The sequence below is a fragment of the Mycobacterium sp. SMC-18 genome, assembly GCF_045310895.1.
Classification (GTDB): domain Bacteria; phylum Actinomycetota; class Actinomycetes; order Mycobacteriales; family Mycobacteriaceae; genus Mycobacterium.
This window is the reverse complement of record NZ_JBJIAL010000029.1, coordinates 36,543-57,778: the sequence shown is the minus strand read 5'-3', so window position 1 is coordinate 57,778 and position 21,236 is coordinate 36,543. Positions and strand designations below refer to the sequence as shown.

The 21,236-nt window shown below is 67.9% G+C and carries 17 protein-coding genes; 9 read left to right on the top strand and 8 right to left on the bottom strand.

What is annotated here, in order from left to right:
• Positions 1–40 precede the first annotated feature (40 nt).
• The 3 genes from ACJH6J_RS21680 to rpmF form a co-directional block, all read right to left on the bottom strand.
• On the bottom strand, positions 41–1,528 hold the full coding sequence (locus ACJH6J_RS21680) for a HAMP domain-containing sensor histidine kinase (RefSeq protein ID WP_212814964.1): 1,488 nt from the start codon (positions 1,526–1,528) through the stop codon (positions 41–43).
• Between the two features lie 53 nt (positions 1,529–1,581).
• On the bottom strand, positions 1,582–2,268 hold the full coding sequence (locus ACJH6J_RS21675) for a response regulator transcription factor (RefSeq protein ID WP_020099048.1): 687 nt from the start codon (positions 2,266–2,268) through the stop codon (positions 1,582–1,584).
• A gap of 78 nt (positions 2,269–2,346) precedes the next feature.
• Positions 2,347–2,523: a 50S ribosomal protein L32 gene (gene rpmF / locus ACJH6J_RS21670; protein WP_029104679.1), complete on the bottom strand. Its 177-nt coding sequence runs from the start codon at positions 2,521–2,523 to the stop codon at positions 2,347–2,349.
• A gap of 241 nt (positions 2,524–2,764) precedes the next feature.
• Here rpmF and ACJH6J_RS21665 point away from each other — a divergent pair, with 241 nt between their 5' ends.
• The 7 genes from ACJH6J_RS21665 (at position 2,765) to ACJH6J_RS21635 (ending at position 11,825) form a co-directional block, all read left to right on the top strand.
• Positions 2,765–4,465 carry an acyclic terpene utilization AtuA family protein gene (locus ACJH6J_RS21665; RefSeq protein WP_371824516.1) on the top strand — a complete coding sequence of 567 codons (1,701 nt, stop codon included), beginning with the start codon at positions 2,765–2,767 and terminating at the stop codon, positions 4,463–4,465.
• Positions 4,462–5,610, top strand: coding sequence for an acyl-CoA dehydrogenase family protein (locus tag ACJH6J_RS21660; protein ID WP_073694339.1), 1,149 nt, complete (start codon positions 4,462–4,464; stop codon positions 5,608–5,610). Before ACJH6J_RS21665 ends, ACJH6J_RS21660 begins: the two co-directional genes overlap by 4 nt.
• Positions 5,607–7,202 (top strand): acyl-CoA carboxylase subunit beta, encoded by a 1,596-nt coding sequence (locus tag ACJH6J_RS21655; RefSeq protein ID WP_073694338.1) that lies wholly within the window; start codon positions 5,607–5,609, stop codon positions 7,200–7,202. The genes ACJH6J_RS21660 and ACJH6J_RS21655 overlap by 4 nt, the downstream gene beginning before the upstream one ends.
• A gap of 46 nt (positions 7,203–7,248) precedes the next feature.
• Positions 7,249–9,207: a biotin carboxylase N-terminal domain-containing protein gene (locus ACJH6J_RS21650; protein WP_406804509.1), complete on the top strand. Its 1,959-nt coding sequence runs from the start codon at positions 7,249–7,251 to the stop codon at positions 9,205–9,207.
• Positions 9,208–9,209: 2 nt separating this feature from the next.
• Positions 9,210–10,367 carry an acyl-CoA dehydrogenase family protein gene (locus ACJH6J_RS21645; protein WP_406804508.1) on the top strand — a complete coding sequence of 386 codons (1,158 nt, stop codon included), beginning with the start codon at positions 9,210–9,212 and terminating at the stop codon, positions 10,365–10,367.
• Between the two features lie 12 nt (positions 10,368–10,379).
• Positions 10,380–11,147, top strand: coding sequence for an enoyl-CoA hydratase family protein (locus tag ACJH6J_RS21640; protein ID WP_406804507.1), 768 nt, complete (start codon positions 10,380–10,382; stop codon positions 11,145–11,147).
• Between the two features lie 90 nt (positions 11,148–11,237).
• Positions 11,238–11,825 carry a DUF1707 domain-containing protein gene (locus ACJH6J_RS21635; RefSeq protein WP_061005718.1) on the top strand — a complete coding sequence of 196 codons (588 nt, stop codon included), beginning with the start codon at positions 11,238–11,240 and terminating at the stop codon, positions 11,823–11,825.
• 279 nt (positions 11,826–12,104) lie between these two features.
• Here ACJH6J_RS21635 and ACJH6J_RS21630 read toward each other — a convergent pair whose 3' ends face one another.
• Together ACJH6J_RS21630 and ACJH6J_RS21625 are read right to left on the bottom strand one after the other, a co-directional pair.
• Positions 12,105–14,072: a VWA domain-containing protein gene (locus ACJH6J_RS21630; protein ID WP_212812965.1), complete on the bottom strand. Its 1,968-nt coding sequence runs from the start codon at positions 14,070–14,072 to the stop codon at positions 12,105–12,107.
• Positions 14,065–15,459: a sigma 54-interacting transcriptional regulator gene (locus ACJH6J_RS21625; protein WP_212812968.1), complete on the bottom strand. Its 1,395-nt coding sequence runs from the start codon at positions 15,457–15,459 to the stop codon at positions 14,065–14,067. Before ACJH6J_RS21625 ends, ACJH6J_RS21630 begins: the two co-directional genes overlap by 8 nt.
• A gap of 76 nt (positions 15,460–15,535) precedes the next feature.
• On the opposite strand from ACJH6J_RS21625, the gene ACJH6J_RS21620 reads away from it, so the two are divergent.
• A complete protein-coding gene (locus ACJH6J_RS21620; protein WP_212812970.1) occupies positions 15,536–16,552 on the top strand; it encodes an alpha/beta hydrolase in 1,017 nt (338 codons plus the stop codon).
• Here the strand turns inward: ACJH6J_RS21620 and ACJH6J_RS21615 are convergent.
• A complete protein-coding gene (locus ACJH6J_RS21615; protein ID WP_212812972.1) occupies positions 16,549–17,442 on the bottom strand; it encodes a LysR family transcriptional regulator in 894 nt (297 codons plus the stop codon). The two genes, ACJH6J_RS21620 and ACJH6J_RS21615, sit on opposite strands and share 4 nt — an antisense overlap.
• Positions 17,443–17,526: 84 nt before the next feature.
• On the opposite strand from ACJH6J_RS21615, the gene mqo reads away from it, so the two are divergent.
• Complete coding sequence (mqo, locus tag ACJH6J_RS21610) at positions 17,527–18,945, top strand: malate dehydrogenase (quinone) (RefSeq protein WP_212812974.1); 1,419 nt, start codon at positions 17,527–17,529, stop codon at positions 18,943–18,945.
• 63 nt (positions 18,946–19,008) lie between these two features.
• Here the strand turns inward: mqo and purH are convergent, their stop codons facing one another.
• The gene (gene purH, locus ACJH6J_RS21605) at positions 19,009–20,577 is read right to left on the bottom strand and encodes a bifunctional phosphoribosylaminoimidazolecarboxamide formyltransferase/IMP cyclohydrolase (RefSeq protein WP_212812977.1); all 1,569 of its coding nucleotides are present in this window, start codon (positions 20,575–20,577) and stop codon (positions 19,009–19,011) included.
• A gap of 1 nt (position 20,578) precedes the next feature.
• Entirely contained in the window at positions 20,579–21,229 is a 651-nt protein-coding gene (gene purN, locus ACJH6J_RS21600; RefSeq protein WP_226520717.1) for a phosphoribosylglycinamide formyltransferase, read from the bottom strand.
• Positions 21,230–21,236 lie beyond the last annotated feature (7 nt).

Here is a 21,236-nt window from a genome sequence, read left to right as displayed (position 1 = left end):
TTTCGGGCTGAGAATCCACTGAGACACCACAGGCCGCACCCTAGACTTCCTCCCCCGTCCGGGCAGGTTCATTTTCCGTGGTCACGCCCGTTACGTCCAGCCCAGAGGGCCGGTGTGTTGCGGTCACGCCGGAGGGTCGCCCGGGCAACACGAGATGGATCGATGTGCCCGGCGGTGTCCCGCCCGGCACGGTGTCCTCAATCCGCAGTGCGCCACCGTGTTTGAGCACCACCTGCTTGACGATGGCCAGTCCCAGACCGGAGCCGGGCATCGCCCGTGCCGTCGTCGATCGGTAGAAGCGCTCGAACACCAGCGCCCGCTCCTGCGGCGGAATGCCCGGCCCCCAGTCGGACACCACCAGCTCGGCATGCGTCGGATTGATGCGGCCGAGCCGGACCCGCACCACTGAACCGGCCGGACTCCACTTGGCGGCGTTGTCGAGCAGGTTCAGCACCGCCCGGGACAACCCCGCCCCGTCGCCGTACACCTGCCATCCGGCGATTTCGACGTCGAAGTCAATGTCATTGCGGCGGCGGCGAACTCGTTCCAGACTGCGCTCGACGACCTCGGCCATCTCGACGGGCTCGTGGACCGTCACCGCGGCGTCGTCGCGGGTCAGGTCGACCAGGTCGCCGACGAGGGTGGACAGCTCCTCGATCTGGGCGATGACGTCGGACTGCAGACCCGCCATCTCCTCCTCGGGGAACGGCGGCGCGCCGGGTGCCATGGCCGCCATCAGCAGTTCGACGTTGGTCCGCAGTGAGGTCAGCGGCGTGCGCAACTCGTGACCGGCGTCCGACACCAACCTGGCCTGCCGGTCTCTCGACTCGGCGAGCGCCCGCAACATCATGTTGAAAGCCTCTGTCAGCCTGGCCAATTCGTCATTGCCGTACACCGGGATGGGGCGCAGATCGTCGGTGCGGGCCACGCGTTCGGTGGCCTCGGTCAATCGGGCCACGGGTCTCAGCCCGGTCCGCGCGACCGTGCCACCGGCGATCGCGGCGACGGCCATACCGATTCCACCCACGATGAGCAAAATGGTGCCCAGCCGTTTGAGCACCTGGCTGGTGGGCCAGAGATTCTTCGAGATCAACAGCGAGTTACCCGACTGCAGATGCACCGCCAGCACGCGCTGATAGTTGGTGGTACGCAACGACATCAGCAGCTTGCCGGCGATGACGTCCTTCTCCGGCGTCCCGAGCGGCAGCGTCTGCCCCTGCTGATTCGCGGTGTAGATCGACTGGCCCGGGATGACGTACATCGCATTGACGTCCGAGTAGGCGGTGCCCTCGATGGCCTTGCCGGGGTCGACTGCCAGGGAACCGCTCTCGATGAGCAGTTGCGCGCGGCTGTGCAACTGGTTGTCGATGTCGCCGTACAGCGCCTTGGACACCACCACATACACCGCGACCGACATGAGGACGACGACCATCGCCACCATCGACATCGCGAGCAGCATCACGCGCCATTTCAGCGACACAGAGCTGGCGTCGTGTTGCACCGTGCCGTCCGGCGTCGCCGCCGGCATCTGCGGCACTTCCCGCATCTTCCGATCCACGGTTGCGCGAAGCTTGTCGAGCATCAGGGTGGCGTCTCACGCAGCACGTAACCCACGCCGCGCACGGTATGGATCAGGCGCGGTTCTCCCTCGGCCTCGGTCTTGCGGCGCAGGTACCCGACGTAGACCTCGAGGGCGTTTCCCGACGTCGGAAAATCGAAGCCCCACACCTCTTCGAGGATCCGGCTGCGGCTGAGCACCCGGCGCGGGTTGTGGATGAGCATCTCGAGCAGCGAGAACTCGGTCCGGGTCAGGCTGATCGACCGGGAGCCCCGGGTGACCTCGCGCGTCACCGGGTCGAGGCTGAGGTCGGAGAACGTCAATGCCGCCGACTCGGCGCCGTCGGCGGGGCCGGTACGGCGGAGCAGGGCCCGCATCCGGGCCAGGAGCTCCTCGAGCGCGAATGGCTTCGGCAGGTAATCGTCGGCACCGGCGTCGAGGCCGGCCACCCGCTCATCGATCGAGTCACGGGCGGTCAGCATCAGCACGGGCAGGTCATCGCCGCTGCTGCGCAGCTGACGGCAGACACCGCGCCCGTCCAGCCGGGGCATCATGTCGTCGAGCACGACAGCGTCGGGCCGGTCGCTGGAGATGCGCTCCAACGCCTCGACACCGTCTTGAGCCAGTTCGACCGAGTACCCGTTGAAAGTCAGTGACCGACGCAGTGATTCGCGTACAGCGCGGTCATCGTCGACTACAAGGATTCGCACAGGCACAGTCTCACCCCACCATCTGAGAGCGGACTGAGAAGACGCGCCACGCGGGCGCGAGAAAAACCGTCAGTCGGTTCAGGCGCGGCGGTCGAGGTCGATCAGACCCAGACGCGCGGCCTTGAGCAGGCGACGCGGCACCTTGTGTGCCTGACCTGCGACGTTCACGCTGACCAGGCCGGTGGCCTCGGCCTTCCACTGCGCGCGACGGCTACGGGTGTTCGAGCGCGACATCCTGCGCTTGGGCACAGCCATGATGTGCACCTCTCTGACTAAACGGAATTGCTTGCGGTCGGCCGCGTCGCGAACAAATAGGGCCTATGGCCTCTCTATTGCTTCTCACGTGCGCAGCGATTGCACCTCAGGATAGCCGTCGACCTGCGTAGGCTCCAAAACGTCGCCCCAACCGGGCAACACGCAACCCCCAGCCCCCTTGACTCGGTACCGCTAGTACCGACTAACCTCCCTACCGGTTGGTTGAACGACGGGAGTGTGTGTGACATCACCAGCAGTCCGGATCGGTAACTGCTCAGGGTTCTATGGCGACCGGCTGGCGGCGATGCACGAGATGCTCGCCGGGGGTGAGCTGGACTACCTGACCGGCGACTACCTCGCCGAGCTGACCATGCTGATTCTGGCGCGGGACCGGGCCAAGAACCCCGACCTCGGCTACGCCAAGACCTTCCTGCGTCAACTGGAGCAGTCGCTGGGCCTGGCCCTCGACAAGGGCGTGAAGATCGTCGCCAACGCCGGCGGCCTCAATCCGGCCGGCCTGGCAGCAGCGGTACGCGCCCTGGCCGACAAGCTCGGGCTGTCGGTCAACGTGGCACACGTCGAGGGCGACGACCTCGTGGCGCGTGCCGGCGAGCTCGGCTTCGGCACCCCACTGTCCGCCAACGCCTACCTCGGCGCGTGGGGCATCGTGGACTGTCTGAAGTCCGGCGCCGACGTCGTCGTCACCGGCCGGGTCACCGACGCCTCGGTGATCGTCGGACCGGCCGCCGCGCACTTCGGCTGGACCCGAACCGACTACGACGCGCTCGCCGGCGCCATCGCCGCGGGCCATGTCATCGAATGCGGCACTCAGGCCACCGGCGGCAACTTCAGCTTCTTCACCGAGATTCCCGACCTCATCCGCCCCGGTTTCCCGTTGGCGGAGATCTCCGCGGACGGGTCGTCGGTGATCACCAAGCACCCCGGCACCGGGGGACGCGTCAGCGTCGACACCGTCACCGCGCAGCTGTTGTACGAGATCACCGGCGCGCGCTATGCAAATCCCGACGCGACCCTGCGGGTCGACTCGCTGGAGCTGACGGCCGACGGGCAGGACCGCGTCCGCATCTCCGGCGTCCGCGGCGAGGCGCCGCCGCCCACGTTGAAGGTGTCGCTCAACAGCATCGGCGGCTTCCGCAACGCGGCGTCGTTCATCCTCACCGGCCTCGACATCGAGGCGAAGGCAGACCTGCTGCAGCGCCAACTGGAGGCCGCCATCACCGAGCGTCCGGCCGAGTTGCAGTGGACGCTGGCGCGGACCGACCATCCCGACGCCGACACCGAGGAGCGGGCCAGCGCCCTGCTGCACTGCGTGGTGCGCGACCCAGACCCGAAGAAGGTCGGCCGCCAATTCTCCGCGGCGGCAGTCGAACTCGCGCTGGCCAGCTACCCGGGCTTCACCACCACCGCACCCCCGGGCGACGGCCAGGTGTACGGCCTGTTCAAGCCGGGCTACGTCGACGCGGCCCTGGTGCCACACGTGGCGGTGCTGGCCGACGGCACCCGGACGGACATCGCGCCGTCCGCCGAGACGGTGGCACTGGGACCGGTCGACGATCCGGCCCTGCCGGAACCGCTGCCCGCCGGACCGGCCCGTCGCGCGCCGCTGGGCACCATCGCCGGGGCCCGCAGCGGCGACAAGGGCGGGTCCGCCAATGTCGGCGTCTGGGTGCGCACCGATTCCCAATGGCGTTGGCTGGCAAACACTTTGACGGTCGAGAAGCTGCGCGAGCTGCTGCCCGAGTCCGCCGAGCTGCCCGTGACGCGACACCTGCTGCCCAACCTGCGCGCCATCAACTTCGTCATCGAGGGCATCCTCGGCGAAGGCGTCGCGTACCAGGCCCGATTCGATCCCCAGGCCAAGGGCCTCGGGGAATGGCTACGAACCCGTCATCTCGACATCCCGGAGGAACTGTTTTCGTGAGCATATGGACCACGCCCGAACGTGACGCACTACGAAAGACCGTGCGCGCGTTCGCCGAACGCGAGATCCTCCCCCACGTCGACGAATGGGAGCGCAGCGGCGAGCTGCCCCGCTCGCTGCACGAGGCAGCCGGTGCGGCCGGCCTGTTGGGCGCCCAGGCACCCGAATCCGTCGGCGGTGGCGGCGGCGACGGCGCCGACGCCGTGATCGTCTGCGAGGAACTGCATTACGCCGGTGTGCCCGGCGGCGTCTTCGCGTCGCTGTTCACCTGCGGCATCTCCACGCCGCACATGATCGCCTCCGGCGATCAGCGACTGATCGACACCTACGTGCGACCGACGTTGCAGGGCAAGATGATCGGTTCACTGGCCATCACCGAGCCCGGTGGCGGCTCGGACGTCGGGCACCTGACCACGCGCGCCGACCGTGACGGCGACGACTTCATCATCAACGGCGCCAAGACCTACATCACCTCGGGTGTGCGCGCCGACTACGTGGTGACGGCGGTACGCACCGGCGGCCCTGGCGCGGCGGGTGTTTCGCTGATCGTCGTGGACAAGGACACGCCGGGCTTCACCGTCAGCCGCAAGCTGGAGAAGATGGGCTGGCGCTCGTCGGACACCGCAGAGCTGTCCTACGTCGACGTCCGCGTCCCGGCCACCAACCTGGTCGGGCCCGAGAACTCCGGCTTCCTGCAGATCGCCGGCGCGTTCGTCTCCGAGCGGGTCGGGCTTGCCGCGCAGGCGTATGCGAGCGCGCAGCGCTGCCTGGACCTGACCGTGCAGTGGTGCCGGGACCGCGAGACGTTCGGCCGGCCGCTGATCACGCGGCAGTCGGTGCAGAACACCCTCGCCGAGATGGCACGGCGCATCGACGTCGCCCGGGTCTACACGCATCACCTGGTGGAGCGGGAGCTCGCCGGGGAGACGAACCTCATCGCCGAAGTGTGCTTCGCCAAGAACACCGCCGTCGAGGCCGGTGAGTGGGTGGCCAACGCAGGCGTCCAGTTGTTCGGCGGCATGGGCTACATGGCCGAGTCGGAAATCGAGCGGCAGTACCGCGATATGCGCATCATCGGCATCGGCGGTGGCACCACCGAGATTCTCACCTCGCTGGCTGCCAAGACGTTGGGATTCCAGTCATGACCGCGCTCAAATCCACCCTCAATTCCGCGGCGGCCGGTTACACCGAGGCTGCCGCGGCGATGACGGCCAAGCTCGCGGAGCTGGATGCCGAGCACGCCAAGGCGCTGGCCGGTGGCGGCGCGAAATACGTTGACCGCCACCATGCCCGCGGCAAGCTGACCGCGCGCGAGCGCATCGAACAACTCGTGGATCCGGACTCGCCGTTCCTGGAGCTCAGTCCGCTGGCCGCGTGGGGCAGCGACTTCGTCGTCGGCGCCAGCCTTGTCACCGGCATCGGTGTCGTCGAGGGCGTCGAGTGCCTGATCGTCGCCAACGATCCGACCGTCAAGGGCGGCACGAGCAACCCGTGGACGCTCAAGAAGATCCTGCGCGCCAACCAGATCGCCCGCGAGAACCGGCTGCCGGTGATCTCGATGGTCGAGTCGGGCGGCGCGGATCTGCCCACGCAGAAGGAAATCTTCATTCCCGGCGGCGCGATGTTCCGCGACCTGACCCGGCTGTCGGCAGAGGGCATCCCGACCATCGCATTGGTGTTCGGCAACTCGACCGCCGGCGGCGCCTACATCCCCGGCATGTCCGATCACGTGGTGATGATCAAGGAACGCTCCAAGGTGTTCCTGGCCGGCCCGCCGCTGGTCAAGATGGCCACGGGCGAGGAGTCCGACGACGAATCCCTCGGCGGCGCCGAAATGCACTCCCGCACATCGGGACTCGGCGACTACTTCGCACAGGACGAGCTCGACGCCATCCGCATCGGCCGGCGCATCGTGGCCCGGCTGAACTGGCGCAAGCAGGGCCCGACGCCGGCGCCGGTGGTGCCGCCGCTCTATCCGGAAGACGAACTGCTCGGCATCGTCGGCGCCGATCTGCGCATCCCGTTCGATCCGCGCGACGTCATCGCCCGCATCGTCGACGGCTCGGACTTCGACGAGTTCAAGCCGCTGTACGGCTCGTCACTGGTGACGGGCTGGGCCAACCTGTGGGGCTACCCGGTCGGCATCCTGGCCAACGCGCGCGGCGTGTTGTTCAGCGAGGAGTCCCAGAAGGCCACGCAGTTCATCCAGCTGGCCAACCGGTCCGACACGCCATTGTTGTTCCTGCACAACACGACCGGCTACATGGTCGGCAAGGCGTACGAGGAAGGCGGGATGATCAAGCACGGCTCGATGATGATCAACGCCGTCTCCAATTCGAAGGTGCCGCACATCTCGCTGCTCATCGGTGCCTCCTACGGCGCCGGCCACTACGGCATGTGCGGCCGGGCCTACGACCCCCGGTTCCTGTTCGCCTGGCCCAGCGCGAAGTCCGCGGTGATGGGCGGAGCGCAGCTGGCCGGCGTGCTGTCCATCGTCAGTCGCGCGGCCACCGAAGCCCGCGGCGGCCAGGTCGATGAAGCCGCCGATGCCGCATTGCGTGCCGCCGTCGAAGCGCAGATCGACGCCGAATCACTGCCGGCGTTCCTGTCCGGCCGGCTCTACGACGACGGCATAATCGACCCCCGCGATACCCGCACCGTGCTGGGAATGTGCTTGTCCGCCATTGCCAATGCGCCGATCGAGGGGACGTCGAATTTCGGCGTCTTCCGGATGTGAGGAGCCTTCCGATGAGCGCTTGCGCGAAGAGCAGAGGACACAGTTCATGATTCGTAAGGTTCTCGTCGCCAACCGCGGCGAAATCGCCCGCCGCGTGTTCGCCACCTGCCGCCGGCTCGGCATCGGCACCGTCGCGGTGTACACCGACCCCGACGCGGCCGCCCCGCACGTCGCCGAGGCCGACGACCGGGTGCGGCTCGAGGGTCGCACCGGTTATCTCGACGCCGCACAACTGATCGCCGCGGCCAAGGCCTCGGGCGCCGACGCGATTCACCCCGGCTACGGATTCCTCTCGGAGAACCCCGATTTCGCGGCCGCGGTGCAGGATGCCGGACTGACGTGGATCGGTCCGCCAGTGGCGGCCGTGCAGGCCATGGGCTCCAAGATCGAGGCCAAGAAGCTGATGTCGGCGGCCGGCGTTCCGGTGCTGACCGAGCTGGACCCCGACACCGTCACCGCCGACCAACTGCCGGTCCTGATCAAGGCGTCGGCCGGTGGCGGTGGCCGCGGTATGCGCATCGTCCGCGAATTGTCCGCGCTGCCAACTGAAGTCGCGGCGGCGCAGCGCGAGGCCCAGTCCGCGTTCGGCGATCCGACGGTGTTCTGCGAGCGCTATCTGGCCAGCGGCCACCACATCGAGGTGCAGGTGATGGCCGATGCGCACGGCACGGTGTGGGCCGTCGGCGAACGCGAGTGCTCCATCCAGCGACGTCACCAGAAGGTCATCGAGGAAGCGCCGTCCCCGCTCGTGGAGCGGACGCCGGGCATGCGCGCCAAGCTGTTCGAGGCGGCCCGGCTGGCGGCGACCGCGATCGGGTACACCGGCGCCGGCACCGTCGAGTTCATGTCGGACGCGAACGGCGACTTCTTCTTCCTGGAGATGAACACCCGCCTGCAGGTCGAGCACCCGGTCACCGAGGAGACCACCGGACTGGATCTGGTCGAACTGCAATTGGACGTGGCCGACGGCGGTGCGCTCGCGGCGGAACCGCCCGCGACGCAAGGACATTCGATCGAGGCCCGGCTCTACGCCGAGGATCCGGCCAAGGACTGGCAGCCGCAGGCCGGCACGGTGCACCGATTCGAGGTACCGGGTGTGCGGACCGAGTTCAGCCTTTTGGGTCGGGCCGGAACGCGCGTCGACTCCGGCATCGTCGACGGTTCGGTGGTGTCGGTGTTCTACGACCCGATGCTGGCCAAGGTGATCTCGTTCGCGCCGACGCGCGACCGGGCCGCGGCGATCCTCGCCGATGCGTTGTCCCGCGCGCGCATCCACGGTCTGCGCACCAACCGCGACCTGTTGGTGAATGTGTTGCGGCACCCCGCGTTCCTGGCCGGTGACACCGACACCGCGTTCTTCGACACACACGGCCTGGCCGAACTGGCGGCACCGGCGGACACCGACGTCGCGCTGGCCGCCGTCGCCGCGGCCCTGGCCGATGCGGCACACAACCGCGCCACGGCAACGGTTTTCGCCGCGGCACCGAGCGGTTGGCGCAACCTCGCGTCGGGCTACCAGAGTCGTTCGTACAGTGACGCGGCCGGGGCCGAGCAGCAGGTTTGGTACCGATACGGGCGGGATGGCGTTGAGCTCCCCGACCGCGATGACGTCACCGTCGTCACTGCCGATCCCGCTCGAGTGGTGTTGTCGGTCAACGGAGTTGAGCGGTCGTTCGACGTCGCTCGATACGGCGCCGACGTTTTCGTCGACTCCCCCGCCGGTGCCGTGCACCTGGTCGCCCAGCCGCGATTCCCCGACCCGGACGCGGCCGTCGCCCAGGGCTCGCTGCTGGCGCCGATGCCCGGACTGGTGGTCCGGGTCGGCGCGGCCATCGGCGACCCGGTCACCGCCGGCCAGCCCCTGATCTGGCTGGAAGCCATGAAGATGGAACACACCATCGCCGCACCGGATTCCGGTGTGGTCACCGAACTCAACGTGCAACCCGGCCAACAGGTCGATGTCGGCGCTGTGCTGGCCCGGGTCGAAACCCCAGAAGGAGAATGACCATGTCTTTCATCGAATCCGACGAGCGCAAGGCGCTCCGCGAGGCCGTCGTCGCGATGGCCTCCAAATTCGGCCAGGACTACTTCCTGGAGAAGGCCCGCGCCGGCCAGCACACTGACGAATTGTGGGCCGAGGCAGGCAAACACGGCTTCCTGGGCGTCAACATGCCCGAGGAGTACGGCGGCGGCGGCGCCGGCATGTACGAGCTGAGCCTGGTCATGGAAGAGATGGCCGCCAATGGCTGTCCGCTGCTGATGATGGTGGTCTCGTCGGCCATCAACGGCACCATCATCTCCAAGTACGGCACCGAAGAGCAGAAGAAGCGCTGGGTCCCGGGGCTTGCGGACGGCTCGCTCACCATGGCCTTCGCGATCACCGAGCCCGATGCCGGCTCCAACAGCCACCGCATCACCACGACGGCGCGCCGCGACGGCGGCGACTGGATCCTGTCCGGCCAGAAGGTCTTCATCTCGGGCATCGACCAGGCCGACGCCGTCCTGGTCGTCGGGCGCACCGAAGACCACAAGACCGGCAACCTCAAGCCGGCACTGTTCGTGGTCCCGACCGATGCGCCCGGCCTGAGCTGGACCAAGATCGAGATGGAGATCATCAGCCCCGAGAGCCAGTTCCAGGTGTTCCTGGACGAGGTGCGACTGCCCGCCGATGCGCTCGTCGGCTCCGAGGACGCCGCGATCGCGCAGCTGTTCGCGGGCCTGAACCCGGAGCGGATCATCGGTGCGGCCATGGCCGTCGGCACCGGCCGGCTCGCGATCCGCACCGCGACCGAGTACGTCAAGACCCGTCAGGTATGGAAAGTCCCGGTAGGTGCTCATCAAGGCATCTCGCACCCGCTGGCGCAGATCCACGTCGAGCTCGAGCTGGCCAAGCTGATGATGCAGAAGGCCGCGACGCTGTACGACGCCGGTGACGACTTCGGTGCCGCCGAAGCCGCCAACATGGCCAAGTACGCCGCCGGCGAGGCCTCGGTGCGCGCGGTCGATCAGGCCGTGCAGTCGCTCGGCGGCAACGGCCTGACGAAGGAGTACGGCATCGCCGCGGCGGTCACGGCGTCGCGACTGGCCCGCATCGCTCCGGTCAGCCGTGAGATGGTGCTTAACTTCGTGGCGCAGACCTCGCTGGGTCTGCCCCGTTCGTACTGACAGGAAAGTCTCATGACCGCACTGGTCCACTACTCCGTCGAAAACGGTGTCGCCCGGCTGACGCTGGACTCACCGCACAACCGCAATGCGATATCGACCGCGCTGGTGGACCAGTTGCGGCAGGGCCTCACCGATGCCGCTGACGATCCGGGCGTGCGGGTCGTGGTGCTCGGCCACACCGGCGGCACGTTCTGCGCCGGCGCCGATCTGAGTGAAGCCGCGGGGCGCGACCCCGGCGACCTGGCCACCGCCCGTGCGCTGGAGGCGGCCGGGTTGCTGCGGTCGATTCTGGAGCTGCCCGTACCGGTGATCGCCGCGATCGATGGTCACGTCCGCGCCGGCGGCATGGGATTGATCGGTGCCTGCGACCTGGTGGTCGCAGGCACCGCCAGCACTTTCGCCCTCACCGAGGCGAGGATCGGCGTGGCGCCCTCGATCATCTCGCTGACGCTGCTGCCGAAGATGACGGCCCGTGCGGCCGGTCGCTACTTCGTGACAGGCGAGAAGTTCGGCGCCGAGGAAGCCGAACGCATCGGCCTGGTGACCGTCGCAACCGATGACGTACCGGCGACCGTGGCAAAGCTGACGGCCGAGATCACCAAGGGATCACCGCAGGGTCTGGCCACCTCCAAGGCGCTGACCACGGCGTCGATCCTGGCTGATTTCGACCGCGACGCCGAGAAGCTGGCCAAGCAGTCGGCGCAACTGTTCGTCTCCGACGAGGCCCGGGAAGGCATGATGGCCTTCCTCCAGAAGCGGCAGCCGAACTGGAATAAGTGATCCATATCCCGTAACGGATGGGACATCGATGCGGCCACAGTTTGCCTCAACAGCCTTGCAAGTCGCTGTGATCGTCGTAGGCTCGAGTTGATGAGCACCCCAGGTTCGCGCGCACAGATGCGCGCCGCCGATACCGACCGGATCCAGGTCGCTCACCTCCTCAGCGATGCGGCCGCGCAGGGTCGGCTGCCGATGTCCGAGTACGAAGACCGGCTGAACCGCGCGTACTCCGCACAGACGTACGCCGAACTGTCGAAGCTGAGCGCCGACCTGCCGTACATCACCACCGCGCCGTGGGAAACCGGCGGCGAATGCCATCCCGCGCCCTCGACGCTGCTGCTGGCGATCATGAGCGGATTCGAGCGCCGGGGCCGCTGGAACGTGCCGCAGCGGCTGACGTCGTTCTCACTCTTCGGTGGCGGTGTCATCGATCTGCGCTACGCCGATTTCACGTCACCGGACGTCGAGATCCACTCCTACTCGATCTTCGGCGGGCAGACCATCCTGCTGCCGCCCGAGGTCAACGTCGACGTGCACGGCGTCGGTGTCATGGGTGCTTTCGACCACCTCGGCCAGCAGGGCACCCCCGGCGCCCCGCGCGTCACCATCCGCGGCTTCTCACTGTGGGGCCGCGTCGGCATCAAGTCCAAGAAGCGCAAGCCCCCGCCCGCCGACTAGCCGCCAACTCCCCTCCCCGCGAGCCTGCGCCGCCTACTCCCCTTCCCGCGAGCGGCCGTGTTTGTGCGGCGACACGCGGTATTTCGCGTACATTTTCGGCCCGCTCGCGGGCGACGAGCGTGCGTGTCTGCCACCAACACGCCGTCGCAGGCGTGCAATTTCGTCACGCTCGCGGCCGACGAGCGTCCACCTCCTGCACGGGTTCGACGGCGTGTCGCGGTACAGACACGGCCGCTCGCGGAAGGTGGTCAGCGACGAAGGTGGTCAGCGACGACTGGGTCAGCGACGACGCCGCCGCGAGCGCAGGTAGTCACCGACCACCGCGGCGCCCAATCCGTCGAGTTCGGGCACCACGACGCGGCCTTCGACGCGGCGAGCCACCTGGTCGATGAAGCGCGCCAGGCCGGGATCGCTGCCCAACCGGAAGATCGTGATCTGCGCCCCCAGCCGGGCCACCTCGTCGAAGCTGCGCACCGTGAAGGCGATGGTGCGCGGGTGCGGCGGGTAATCGAAGAACGTCTCGGTCCCGTTGCGGTACTGCTCGAGGTGCGCCGTCGGCTCGCCGTCGGTGACGACGAGGACGACCGGCTGTGCGTTGGGATGACGCCGCAGATGCCGGCCGGCGAGCAACAGCGCGTGGTGCAGGTTGGTGCCCTGCTCGTAGACGCCCTCCAGCCCCGTCAGTTCAGCCGCTGAAACCGTGCGGGCGTGCCGGCCAAAAGCGATGATCTGCAACGCATCTGACCGGAACCGGGTACTCACCAGGTGATTGAGCGCCAGCGCGGTGCGCTTCATCGGCAGCCATCGGTTCTCCATGACCATCGAGAACGAGGTGTCCACCAACAGCGCCACCACCGCCTGGGTGCGGGTCTCGGTTTCCGAGATCTCGACATCGTCGACGGTGATCCGCAGCGGCCCGTCGTCGCGCGTACCTGCCTGCCGCAGCACCGCGTTGGTCAAGGTACGGGTAACATTCCAGGGCTCGGTGTCGCCGAACTGCCACGGCCGGGTGGCACCGGTCAGTTCACCGGCGGCGCCGGCGCGACGGGTGTCGCGCTCGCCGTGTCGTCCGGAAAGCTGTTGTGCCACATCGCGGAGCGCGGCCTGGCCCAGCTGACGCATCGCCTTCGGGGACAACCGCCATTGCCCGTCGGAACCGCGGTCCAGGAAGCCCTGGTTCATCAGGGTGCGTTCCAGTTCCGCCAGGGCGCGGGCATCAACGGCGGCCTCGTCGCCCAGCTGTCGGGCGAGCATATCGAGATCGACGTCGTCCATCTGGGCACCGGCGTAGCTCTGCGAAAGTTGTTCCGCCAGTTGCTCCAACTCGGCGATGTCTTCCATCGCCTGCGCGGCCTCGCCCATACCCAGCGGGTTGTTGCCAGTGAAGCTCCGCTCGCCGGTCCAGTCCTCGCCCGGGCGAGCGGCCTGCAGGTTGGCGTCGAGCCGATCGAGTGCGTTCATCAGCGATGGCGATCCGAATGCCTGCTGCGCCAACGCATCCAGTTCAGCGCGTTGGTCGGGTGACAGACTATTGCGGAACCGCTGCGCGGCCGCGGCGCGCTTGGCCAGCGAGTCCAGCAGCTCGTCGACGTTCTGCGGATTCTCCGGGAAGAACTGGCCGTGCTTGGCCATGAAGTCTTGAAAGTCCTGCTGGGTATCCTCGCCACGAGAGTGCTTCTCCAACAGGCTGTTCAGATCGTCGAGCATGTCGTTGACGGCCTGACGATCCTCGTCGGTGGCGTTCTGGAGCGCATCCTTCATGCCGGCGAACCGTTGGTCCAGCATCTCCCGGCCCAGCAGATCCTTGATCTGCTCGTACTTCTGCCGTGCCTCGGCCGAGCGCCAGTCATATTCGGAGAGTTCCTGCACGGCCTTGGCCGGTGACGGCGACAACGACTCCAGCTGCAGCTCACCGAACCGCGCGTCATCGTCGAGCGCGCGGGCCAGCTCCTTGCGCTCGGCGAGCACCGCCTCGTCGAGCAGCTTCTTGATCTCCTGCAGGGTGCCGTCAAGGTTGTTGCGCGACAGCAACTCCCGACGGCGCCGGTTGGCCTCGGCGGCAAGCCGGTCGGCGCCGCGCATGTTCTGGGTACCCCGGCGCAGCAGCTCGGACAGGGCGCGCCGGGGCGATGCGCCCTCCATGACGTCCTGTCCGATCTGCTCCAGCGCCTCCCGCAGGTCGACGGGAGGCGCCAGCGGGTCGGGCCCGCCGGTGTAGCGCGAATACCGCGAGAGGTGGTTAGCCATATACCGTTTCGCCGTCGTCAGAGGTCTTGTCGATGCGCTTGGCCAGGTACAGCGCTTCCAGCGCCAGCTCGACGGCGGCCGCCTTCTCGCCGTCGGACTGCGCGCCCAACCGGTCGGCGATTGCATCGATCACCGGCAGGTCCGGCAGCGCGGCCAGGACGTCCTTGGCCGACACCCGCTCGCCCGTCGTGACCGGTGAATCTCCTTCCACCGCAGCGACGAGAGAACCGACGTCGATGCCGCCGAGCAGGCGCTGCGCGGTGTCCGCCGTGGCCCGCCGCAGCAGGTGCTCGAGGACGGCCTGCTCGCGCCCTTCCTCACCGGACTCGAATTCCAGCTTGCCGCGCAGCACGCCGATGATGGTCTGCAGGTCGACCACGCGAGCGACCGGATCCTGTTCACCCAGAATCGCGGAGCGGTGCTGGGCCGCGGCGCCGACGGTTTCGGCCGCGGCGATCGCGAAGCGGGCCGAGACGCCGGAGCGCTGATCGATCGACTGCGACTCGCGCAGGTACCGGGCGAACCGGGCCAGGATCTGCAGCAGGTACTCCGGGACCTCGGCAGCCAGGTGCGCTTCCTGCTTGATGACGCCGACCTCCGCGTCGAGCTCCAGCGGGTAGTGGGTGCGGATCTCGGCGCCGAAGCGGTCTTTCAGCGGCGTGATGATGCGGCCACGGTTGGTGTAGTCCTCGGGGTTGGCACTGGCCACCACGAGCACGTCCAGCGGCAGGCGCAACGTGTAGCCGCGCACCTGGATGTCGCGCTCCTCCATCACGTTGAGCATGGCGACCTGGATGCGCTCGGCGAGGTCGGGCAGCTCGTTGATCGCGACGATGCCGCGATGCGCCCGCGGGATGAGTCCGTAGGCGATGGTTTCCGGGTCACCCAGACTCCGCCCCTCGGCCACCTTGATGGGGTCGATGTCGCCGACGAGGTCGGCGACGCTGGTATCGGGCGTCGCCAGCTTCTCGAAGTAGCGCTCGCTGCGGTGTTGCCAGGTGATCGGTAGGTCGTCGCCGGAGTCCGCCGCCCGGCGGATCGACTCGGGCGTGATCGGCGAGTAGGGATGCTCGCCCAGCTCCGAGCCCGCGATGACGGGCGTCCACTCGTCCAGCAGACCGACCAGCCCGCGCAGCAGACGGGTCTTGCCCTGGCCGCGCTCGCCGAGCAGCACGATGTCGTGCCCGGCGATCAGCGCGCGCTCCAGCTGCGGCAGGACGGTGTCCTCGAAGCCGAAGATGCCGGGCCAGACGTCGTCGCCGTCAGCCAGTGCTGCCAGCAGGTTCTCGCGGATCTCGGTCTTGATGCCCCGCTCGCGGTGGCCCGAGGCCTTGAGTTCGCCGACGGTCCTGGGCAGGTCGGACGGAAGGTCGTTAGGTGATGTCACGACCTCCACGCTACGACGGCACACGGTGAGCGGCAGCCCCTTGGGCTCCGGAGCTTTACCCAGTACCCTCGGTATCGTGAACTCGCTCGACTGGACTCACCGCCCCACCGACCTCGAGTTCGGCCCCGCCGCCTGGCAGAGCCGACTGCTCGGCGGGCTGACGGCGGTGTTCGTCCGACCGGTAATTGCCCTGCTCACACTCATCGGCATGGTGGTCAACCGGTTCCATCCGGAACTGGTACAGCGGGGCCGCTACGACATCATCGACGGGCCGTTCCGCGCGTTCCGCGCGCTGCCCGGCACCACGGTGACACCGATCAAGCTGGACGACTGCGACGCCGAATGGATCATCGCGCCACGCGCACAGGGTTCCGATCGCGTGATCATCTATTTCCACGGTTCGGCGCTGATCACCCTCGGGTTGAACTCACACCGGCGCTGGGCGAGCAAGCTGTCGGCCGCAACCGGCGCCCGGGTCCTGAACGTGGGCTACCGACTCGCCCCGCAGGCCCTGATCGAGGACGCCATCGCCGACGGCGTGTGCGCCTACCGGATGGTGCTCGCCGCCGGCGTCGACGCGGAGAAGATCGTGTTCGCGGGCGACTCCGCCGGCGGGCTGATCGCGACCGGCACGGCACTCGCGGCACGGGACGCGGGCCTGCAGGTACCCGCCGGCCAGATCCTGTTGTCACCGCTGACGTCGTCCGACATGAACCTGAAGTACAACGCGATGCTCGAACACCGCGACGTGCTGTTCCCGTTCATGGCGGTGAAGTACCTCTACGACGTCTTCGCGACGAAGAACGGCACCCACCCGGTGCCGGAGATGCCCACCGAGGCCGACTTGCACGGCCTGGGACCGACGCTCCTGCAGGTCGGCAACAACGAGATGCTGCGCAACGACTCGTTCGCACTCGCCGACGCATTGCGCGCCGCCGGGGCGCTCGCCTGGGTTCAGGTGTGGGACAAGGCGATGCACATGTTCCAGCTGAGCTTCGACGTCAACCCGGATGCCCGTAAGGCCGTCGACGAGATCGTGGACTTCTTCGAATACGCCACCACGCAGCACCAGCCCGGCGAGGTCGCCTCCTAACCGGTGGTCGACCATTCTGCACGCAGGAAGGTCAGCAGCCTGCGCGCTGCGGGAGTGCCTGCGGTCGGTGCCCACGCCAGCGCGATCTGGCGCTGATAGCTGTTGGGTGACAACGGGATTTCGCGGACCTTGCGTGAGGTGTGCTCGTCGTGCGGTAGCAACGCGATACCCATGCCACGGCCGACCAACTCGCGGATCGTCGAGAACTCCGTGATCTCCACTGGTACGTGTGGCGCGAATCCCGAATCACGGCACCAGCTTTCAGTTGCCTGACGCAAGTGATAGCTGGCCGGGTTGGCGATGAACGTTTCGTCTCGCAGTTCGTCCAAGCGGAGACGACGACGGGCAGCGAGCGGATGAGCCGCCGGTAACACCGCGCGGATCGGTTGTCCGCCGATCACCACATGCTCGACACCGTCCGGCGGCGGGATGACCACTGCGACGTCAAGCGCTCCGGCTTTCAGGTCCGCGGCGAGTTCGCTGCCGTGCGCCTGTTTGATCTGGAGCCGGATTCCCGGTGCGCGCCGGTGGAATTCGGTGACCAGGTTCGGCACGACGCCGGCACCCATCGTCAAAGGGAAGCCGAACCGGACGGTGCCGTGCTCGGGGTCGGCTTCCCCGGCGATGGTCTCGACCGTCGCTTCGAGTTGATGCAACGGGCGCCGCACCTGCTCGGCCAGCTGCACTGCCACCGGTGTCAGGCGCACCGTCCGCCCCTCCTGGGTGAGCAGCCGGACGCCGAGTGTCTTCTCCAACGCGTGGATGCGCCGACTCATCGACGACTGTGGAATGCCCAGGCTGTCCGCGGCACGGGTCATGTGCCCGCCCTGCGCGTCCAGCTCTTCGAGCGCCCGCAGCTGCGGTGCCAGCAGGCTCATCCATTGATCCATATTCGGATGGTAATCGCCAGAACATTCATTGGACGGATCGAATCGGCGCGAGTGATGCTGGAGTCAACGAGACAAGGAGCAACCATGAACACCGTTGAACCCGAAGTCGCCGACGTCGTCCTCATCGGTGGCGGCATCATGTCCGCCACCCTCGGCGCCATGATCAGCACGCTGGATCCGCAGTGGCGCATCGTGTTGGTGGAGCGGGCATCCGACATCGCCACGGAGAGCAGCGGGCCGTGGAACAACGCCGGCACCGGCCACTCCGGCTATTGCGAGCTCAATTACATGCCGGACCCCGAAGACGGCTCGACGCCGGCCGAAATCGCCGCACAATTCCAGGTGTCCCGCCGCTGGTGGGCATATCTGGTCGAGCAGGGCCAGCTGGACCCGGCGACTTTCGTGCACGGCACGCCGCACATGGATGTGGTTTTCGGCGACCACGACGTGGCCTACCTACGACGACGCTTCGAAACCCTCAGCGCCGATCCGCTTTTCGCCGATCTCGAGTTCAGTGACGATCCCGCCGAAGTCGCCGCATGGGCACCGTTGGTGATGGCCGGCCGGGATCCGGCGCAACCGATTGCGGCCACCCGCCATCCCGGCGGGACCGACGTCGATTTCGGGGCGCTCACCCGCGGACTGACCCGCATCATCACCTCGAACGGCGGCGAGGTGCGGCTCGGGCACGACGTGCGCCGGTTACACCAGGACCCCGACGGCACCTGGCTGGTCGGTGGCCGGTGTTCGGACTCGCACAACAGATTTCATCTCAAGGCACGACATGTCTTCGTCGGAGCCGGCGGCTTCGCCCTGCGACTGCTGCAGCGCGCGCACATGCCCGAAGTGCGGGGCTACGGTGTCCTGCCCGTCGGTGCGGCGTTTCTGCGGTGCGCGCGACCCGACGTCGTCGCCCAGCACGATGCCAAGGTGTACGGCCAGGCCGCGATAGGAGCCCCGCCGATGTCAGTGCCGCACTTGGACAAACGCGTCGTCGACGGCGAGGGCTACCTGATGTTCGGTCCGTATGCGACGTTCAGCACCAAGCTCCTCAAGGGCGGCAAGCTCACCGACTTCTTCACCACACTGCGGTGGCACAACCTGCATGTGCTGGCGGCCGCGGCGGCGCAGAGTCTGCCGCTGGTGCGTTATCTGATCGGCGAGTTGCTCACGCCGTTCAGCGGCAAGATCAAACAGCTGCAACGGTTTTACCCGGACGCCGATCCCCGCGACTGGGAGCTGGTGCCGGCGGGACAGCGTGCGCAATTGGTCACCCCGGACGCCGAACGTATCGGCGCCTTGCGCTCCGGGACCGAACTGGTCACGTCGGCCGACGGCACCATCGCGGGGCTGCTCGGCGCATCACCGGGAGCCTCGACCGCCGTGCCGATCATGCTCGAGCTCCTGCAGCGGTGTTTCCCCGAGCGCTGGGCCACGTCCTGGCAGGCGCGAATGGACGACGCCCTGGCCGCGCGCGACACCGCCGCGCTGCTGAGCCTCTGAAAGCCGATGGCCAGGTCCGCACGAATGATCGCCGTGCAGACCTGGCCATTCAGCCGGCAAGACCTAGTGGGCGAAGTGCCGCGCCCCGGTCAGGTACAGCGTGATGCCCGCGGCAGCGGCGGCCGCGGTCACTTCGTCGTCGCGGACCGAACCACCCGGGTGCACAATGGCTTTCACACCGGCGTTGGTAAGGGTCTCCAGACCGTCGGGGAACGGGAAGAAGGCATCGGAGGCAGCCACGGCACCGCGAACCCGGTCGCCGCCCCGCTCCACCGCGAGCCGCGCCGCATCGACGCGGTTCACCTGGCCCATACCGACACCGACGGTGGCGCCGTTGGCGGCGACCACGATGGCGTTCGACTTCACCGCGCGGCACGCGCGCCACGCAAACACCAAGTCGGCCAACGTCTCCGGGTCGGCGGGGCTGCCGGTCGCCAGGGTCCAGTTGGCCGGGTCGTCGCCCGCGGCGTCGAGGGCGTCACGCTGCTGCACCAGCAGACCACCGCTGACCTGACGGAACTCGGTGCCACCGGGCTGCGGCTCGGACGCCACCAGGATGCGAATGTTCTTCTTACGGCTCAGGATTTCGACGGCACCCGGCTCGAAGGCGGGGGCGACGATCACCTCGGTGAAGATGTCCGCGACGGTCTCGGCCATCTCCTCGGTGACGGCGGTGTTGGCCGCGATGACGCCACCGAACGCGCTCAGCGGGTCGCACTCGTGCGCCTTGCGGTGCGCGTCGGCAACCGAGATCGACGACACCGCAATGCCACACGGGTTGGCGTGCTTGATGATCGCCACGCAGATGTCCTCATGGTCGAACGCCGCCCGCCACGCCGCGTCGGCGTCGGTGAAGTTGTTGTAGGACATCTCTTTTCCGTGCAGCTGCTCGGCTTGAGCAAGCCCCGGCCAGCCGGCGTCGTCGCTGTAGAGCGCGGCCTTCTGGTGCGGGTTCTCGCCGTAGCGCAGCACATCACTGCGGCGCCAGGTCGAACCCAGCCATGCCGGCATCCCGGCGGCCGACGCCTCGTCGTCGCCGGGCACCAGCACGGACCCCATCCAGGATGCGACGGCCACGTCGTACTCGGCGGTGTGCCGGAATGCCAACGACGCCAACTTCTTCCGCTCGTCGAGCGTGAAGCCACCGTCCCGGACGGCCGCCAGCACGCCGTCGTACCCCAGCGGGTCCACGACGACGGCGACGCTCGGGTGGTTCTTCGCCGCGGCGCGGACCATCGACGGGCCACCGATGTCGATCTGCTCGACGCACTCGTCCTCGGACGCTCCCGACGCCACGGTCTGCGTGAACGGATACAGGTTCACCACGACGAGTTCGAACGCCTCGACACCGAGCTCATCGAGCGCGGCGAGGTGCTCGGCCTTGCGGGTGTCGGCCAGCAGGCCGGCGTGCACACGCGGGTGCAGAGTCTTGACGCGACCGTCCAGAACCTCCGGGAAACCGGTGACCTCTTCGACGGGAGTCACCGGAATTCCCTCGGCAGCAATGGTTTTCGCTGTCGAACCGGTCGACACCAGGGTCACGCCGGCCTCGTGCAGCCCGCGGGCCAGCTCAGCCAGGCCGGTCTTGTCGTACACGCTGATCAGCGCGCGCCGAATCGGTCGTCGCGTCATCCTATTGCTCCTCACCTTCGCGGCACCCGATGGCCGCCTTTCGCCCACTCCACGTCACACCGCGGAGGGCCACCGCGGCGATCACATCTACCAACAGTCGCCGTTCGACGACCTTGATTCGCTCATGCAGCGACGATTCGTCGTCGCCGTCGAGCACCGCCACCGGCTCCTGCGCCAGGATGGGCCCGGTATCGGTGCCGGCATCCACCAGGTGCACCGTGCTGCCGGTGACCCGCACCCCGTATGCAAGGGCTTCGGATACCGCATGTGCTCCCGGAAACGACGGCAGCAGCGCCGGGTGGGTGTTCAATACCCGTCCCTGGAAGCGTGCGAGAAACGTGGGGCCGAGGATCTTCATGAACCCCGCCGACACCACCAGATCCGGTTCGTGGGCCGCAACGGCTTCGGTCAGTGCGGCGTCCCAGGCGGCCCGGTCGGCATGGTCGCGCACCTGGGTCGTGAACGTCGCCACGCCCGCGCCCGAGCCGATCTCCAGCGCCCGGCATTCGCGATCCGTACCGACTGCCACTACGCGGGCCGGGTAGTCGCCGACCGCTGCGGCCAGCACAGATTCCAGCAGCGAGCCCGTCCCGGACGCCAGGACGACGAGCCGCGCCGGCGCAGTCGGGGGCACGTGAACCGGTTGCTGCACGGGAGCA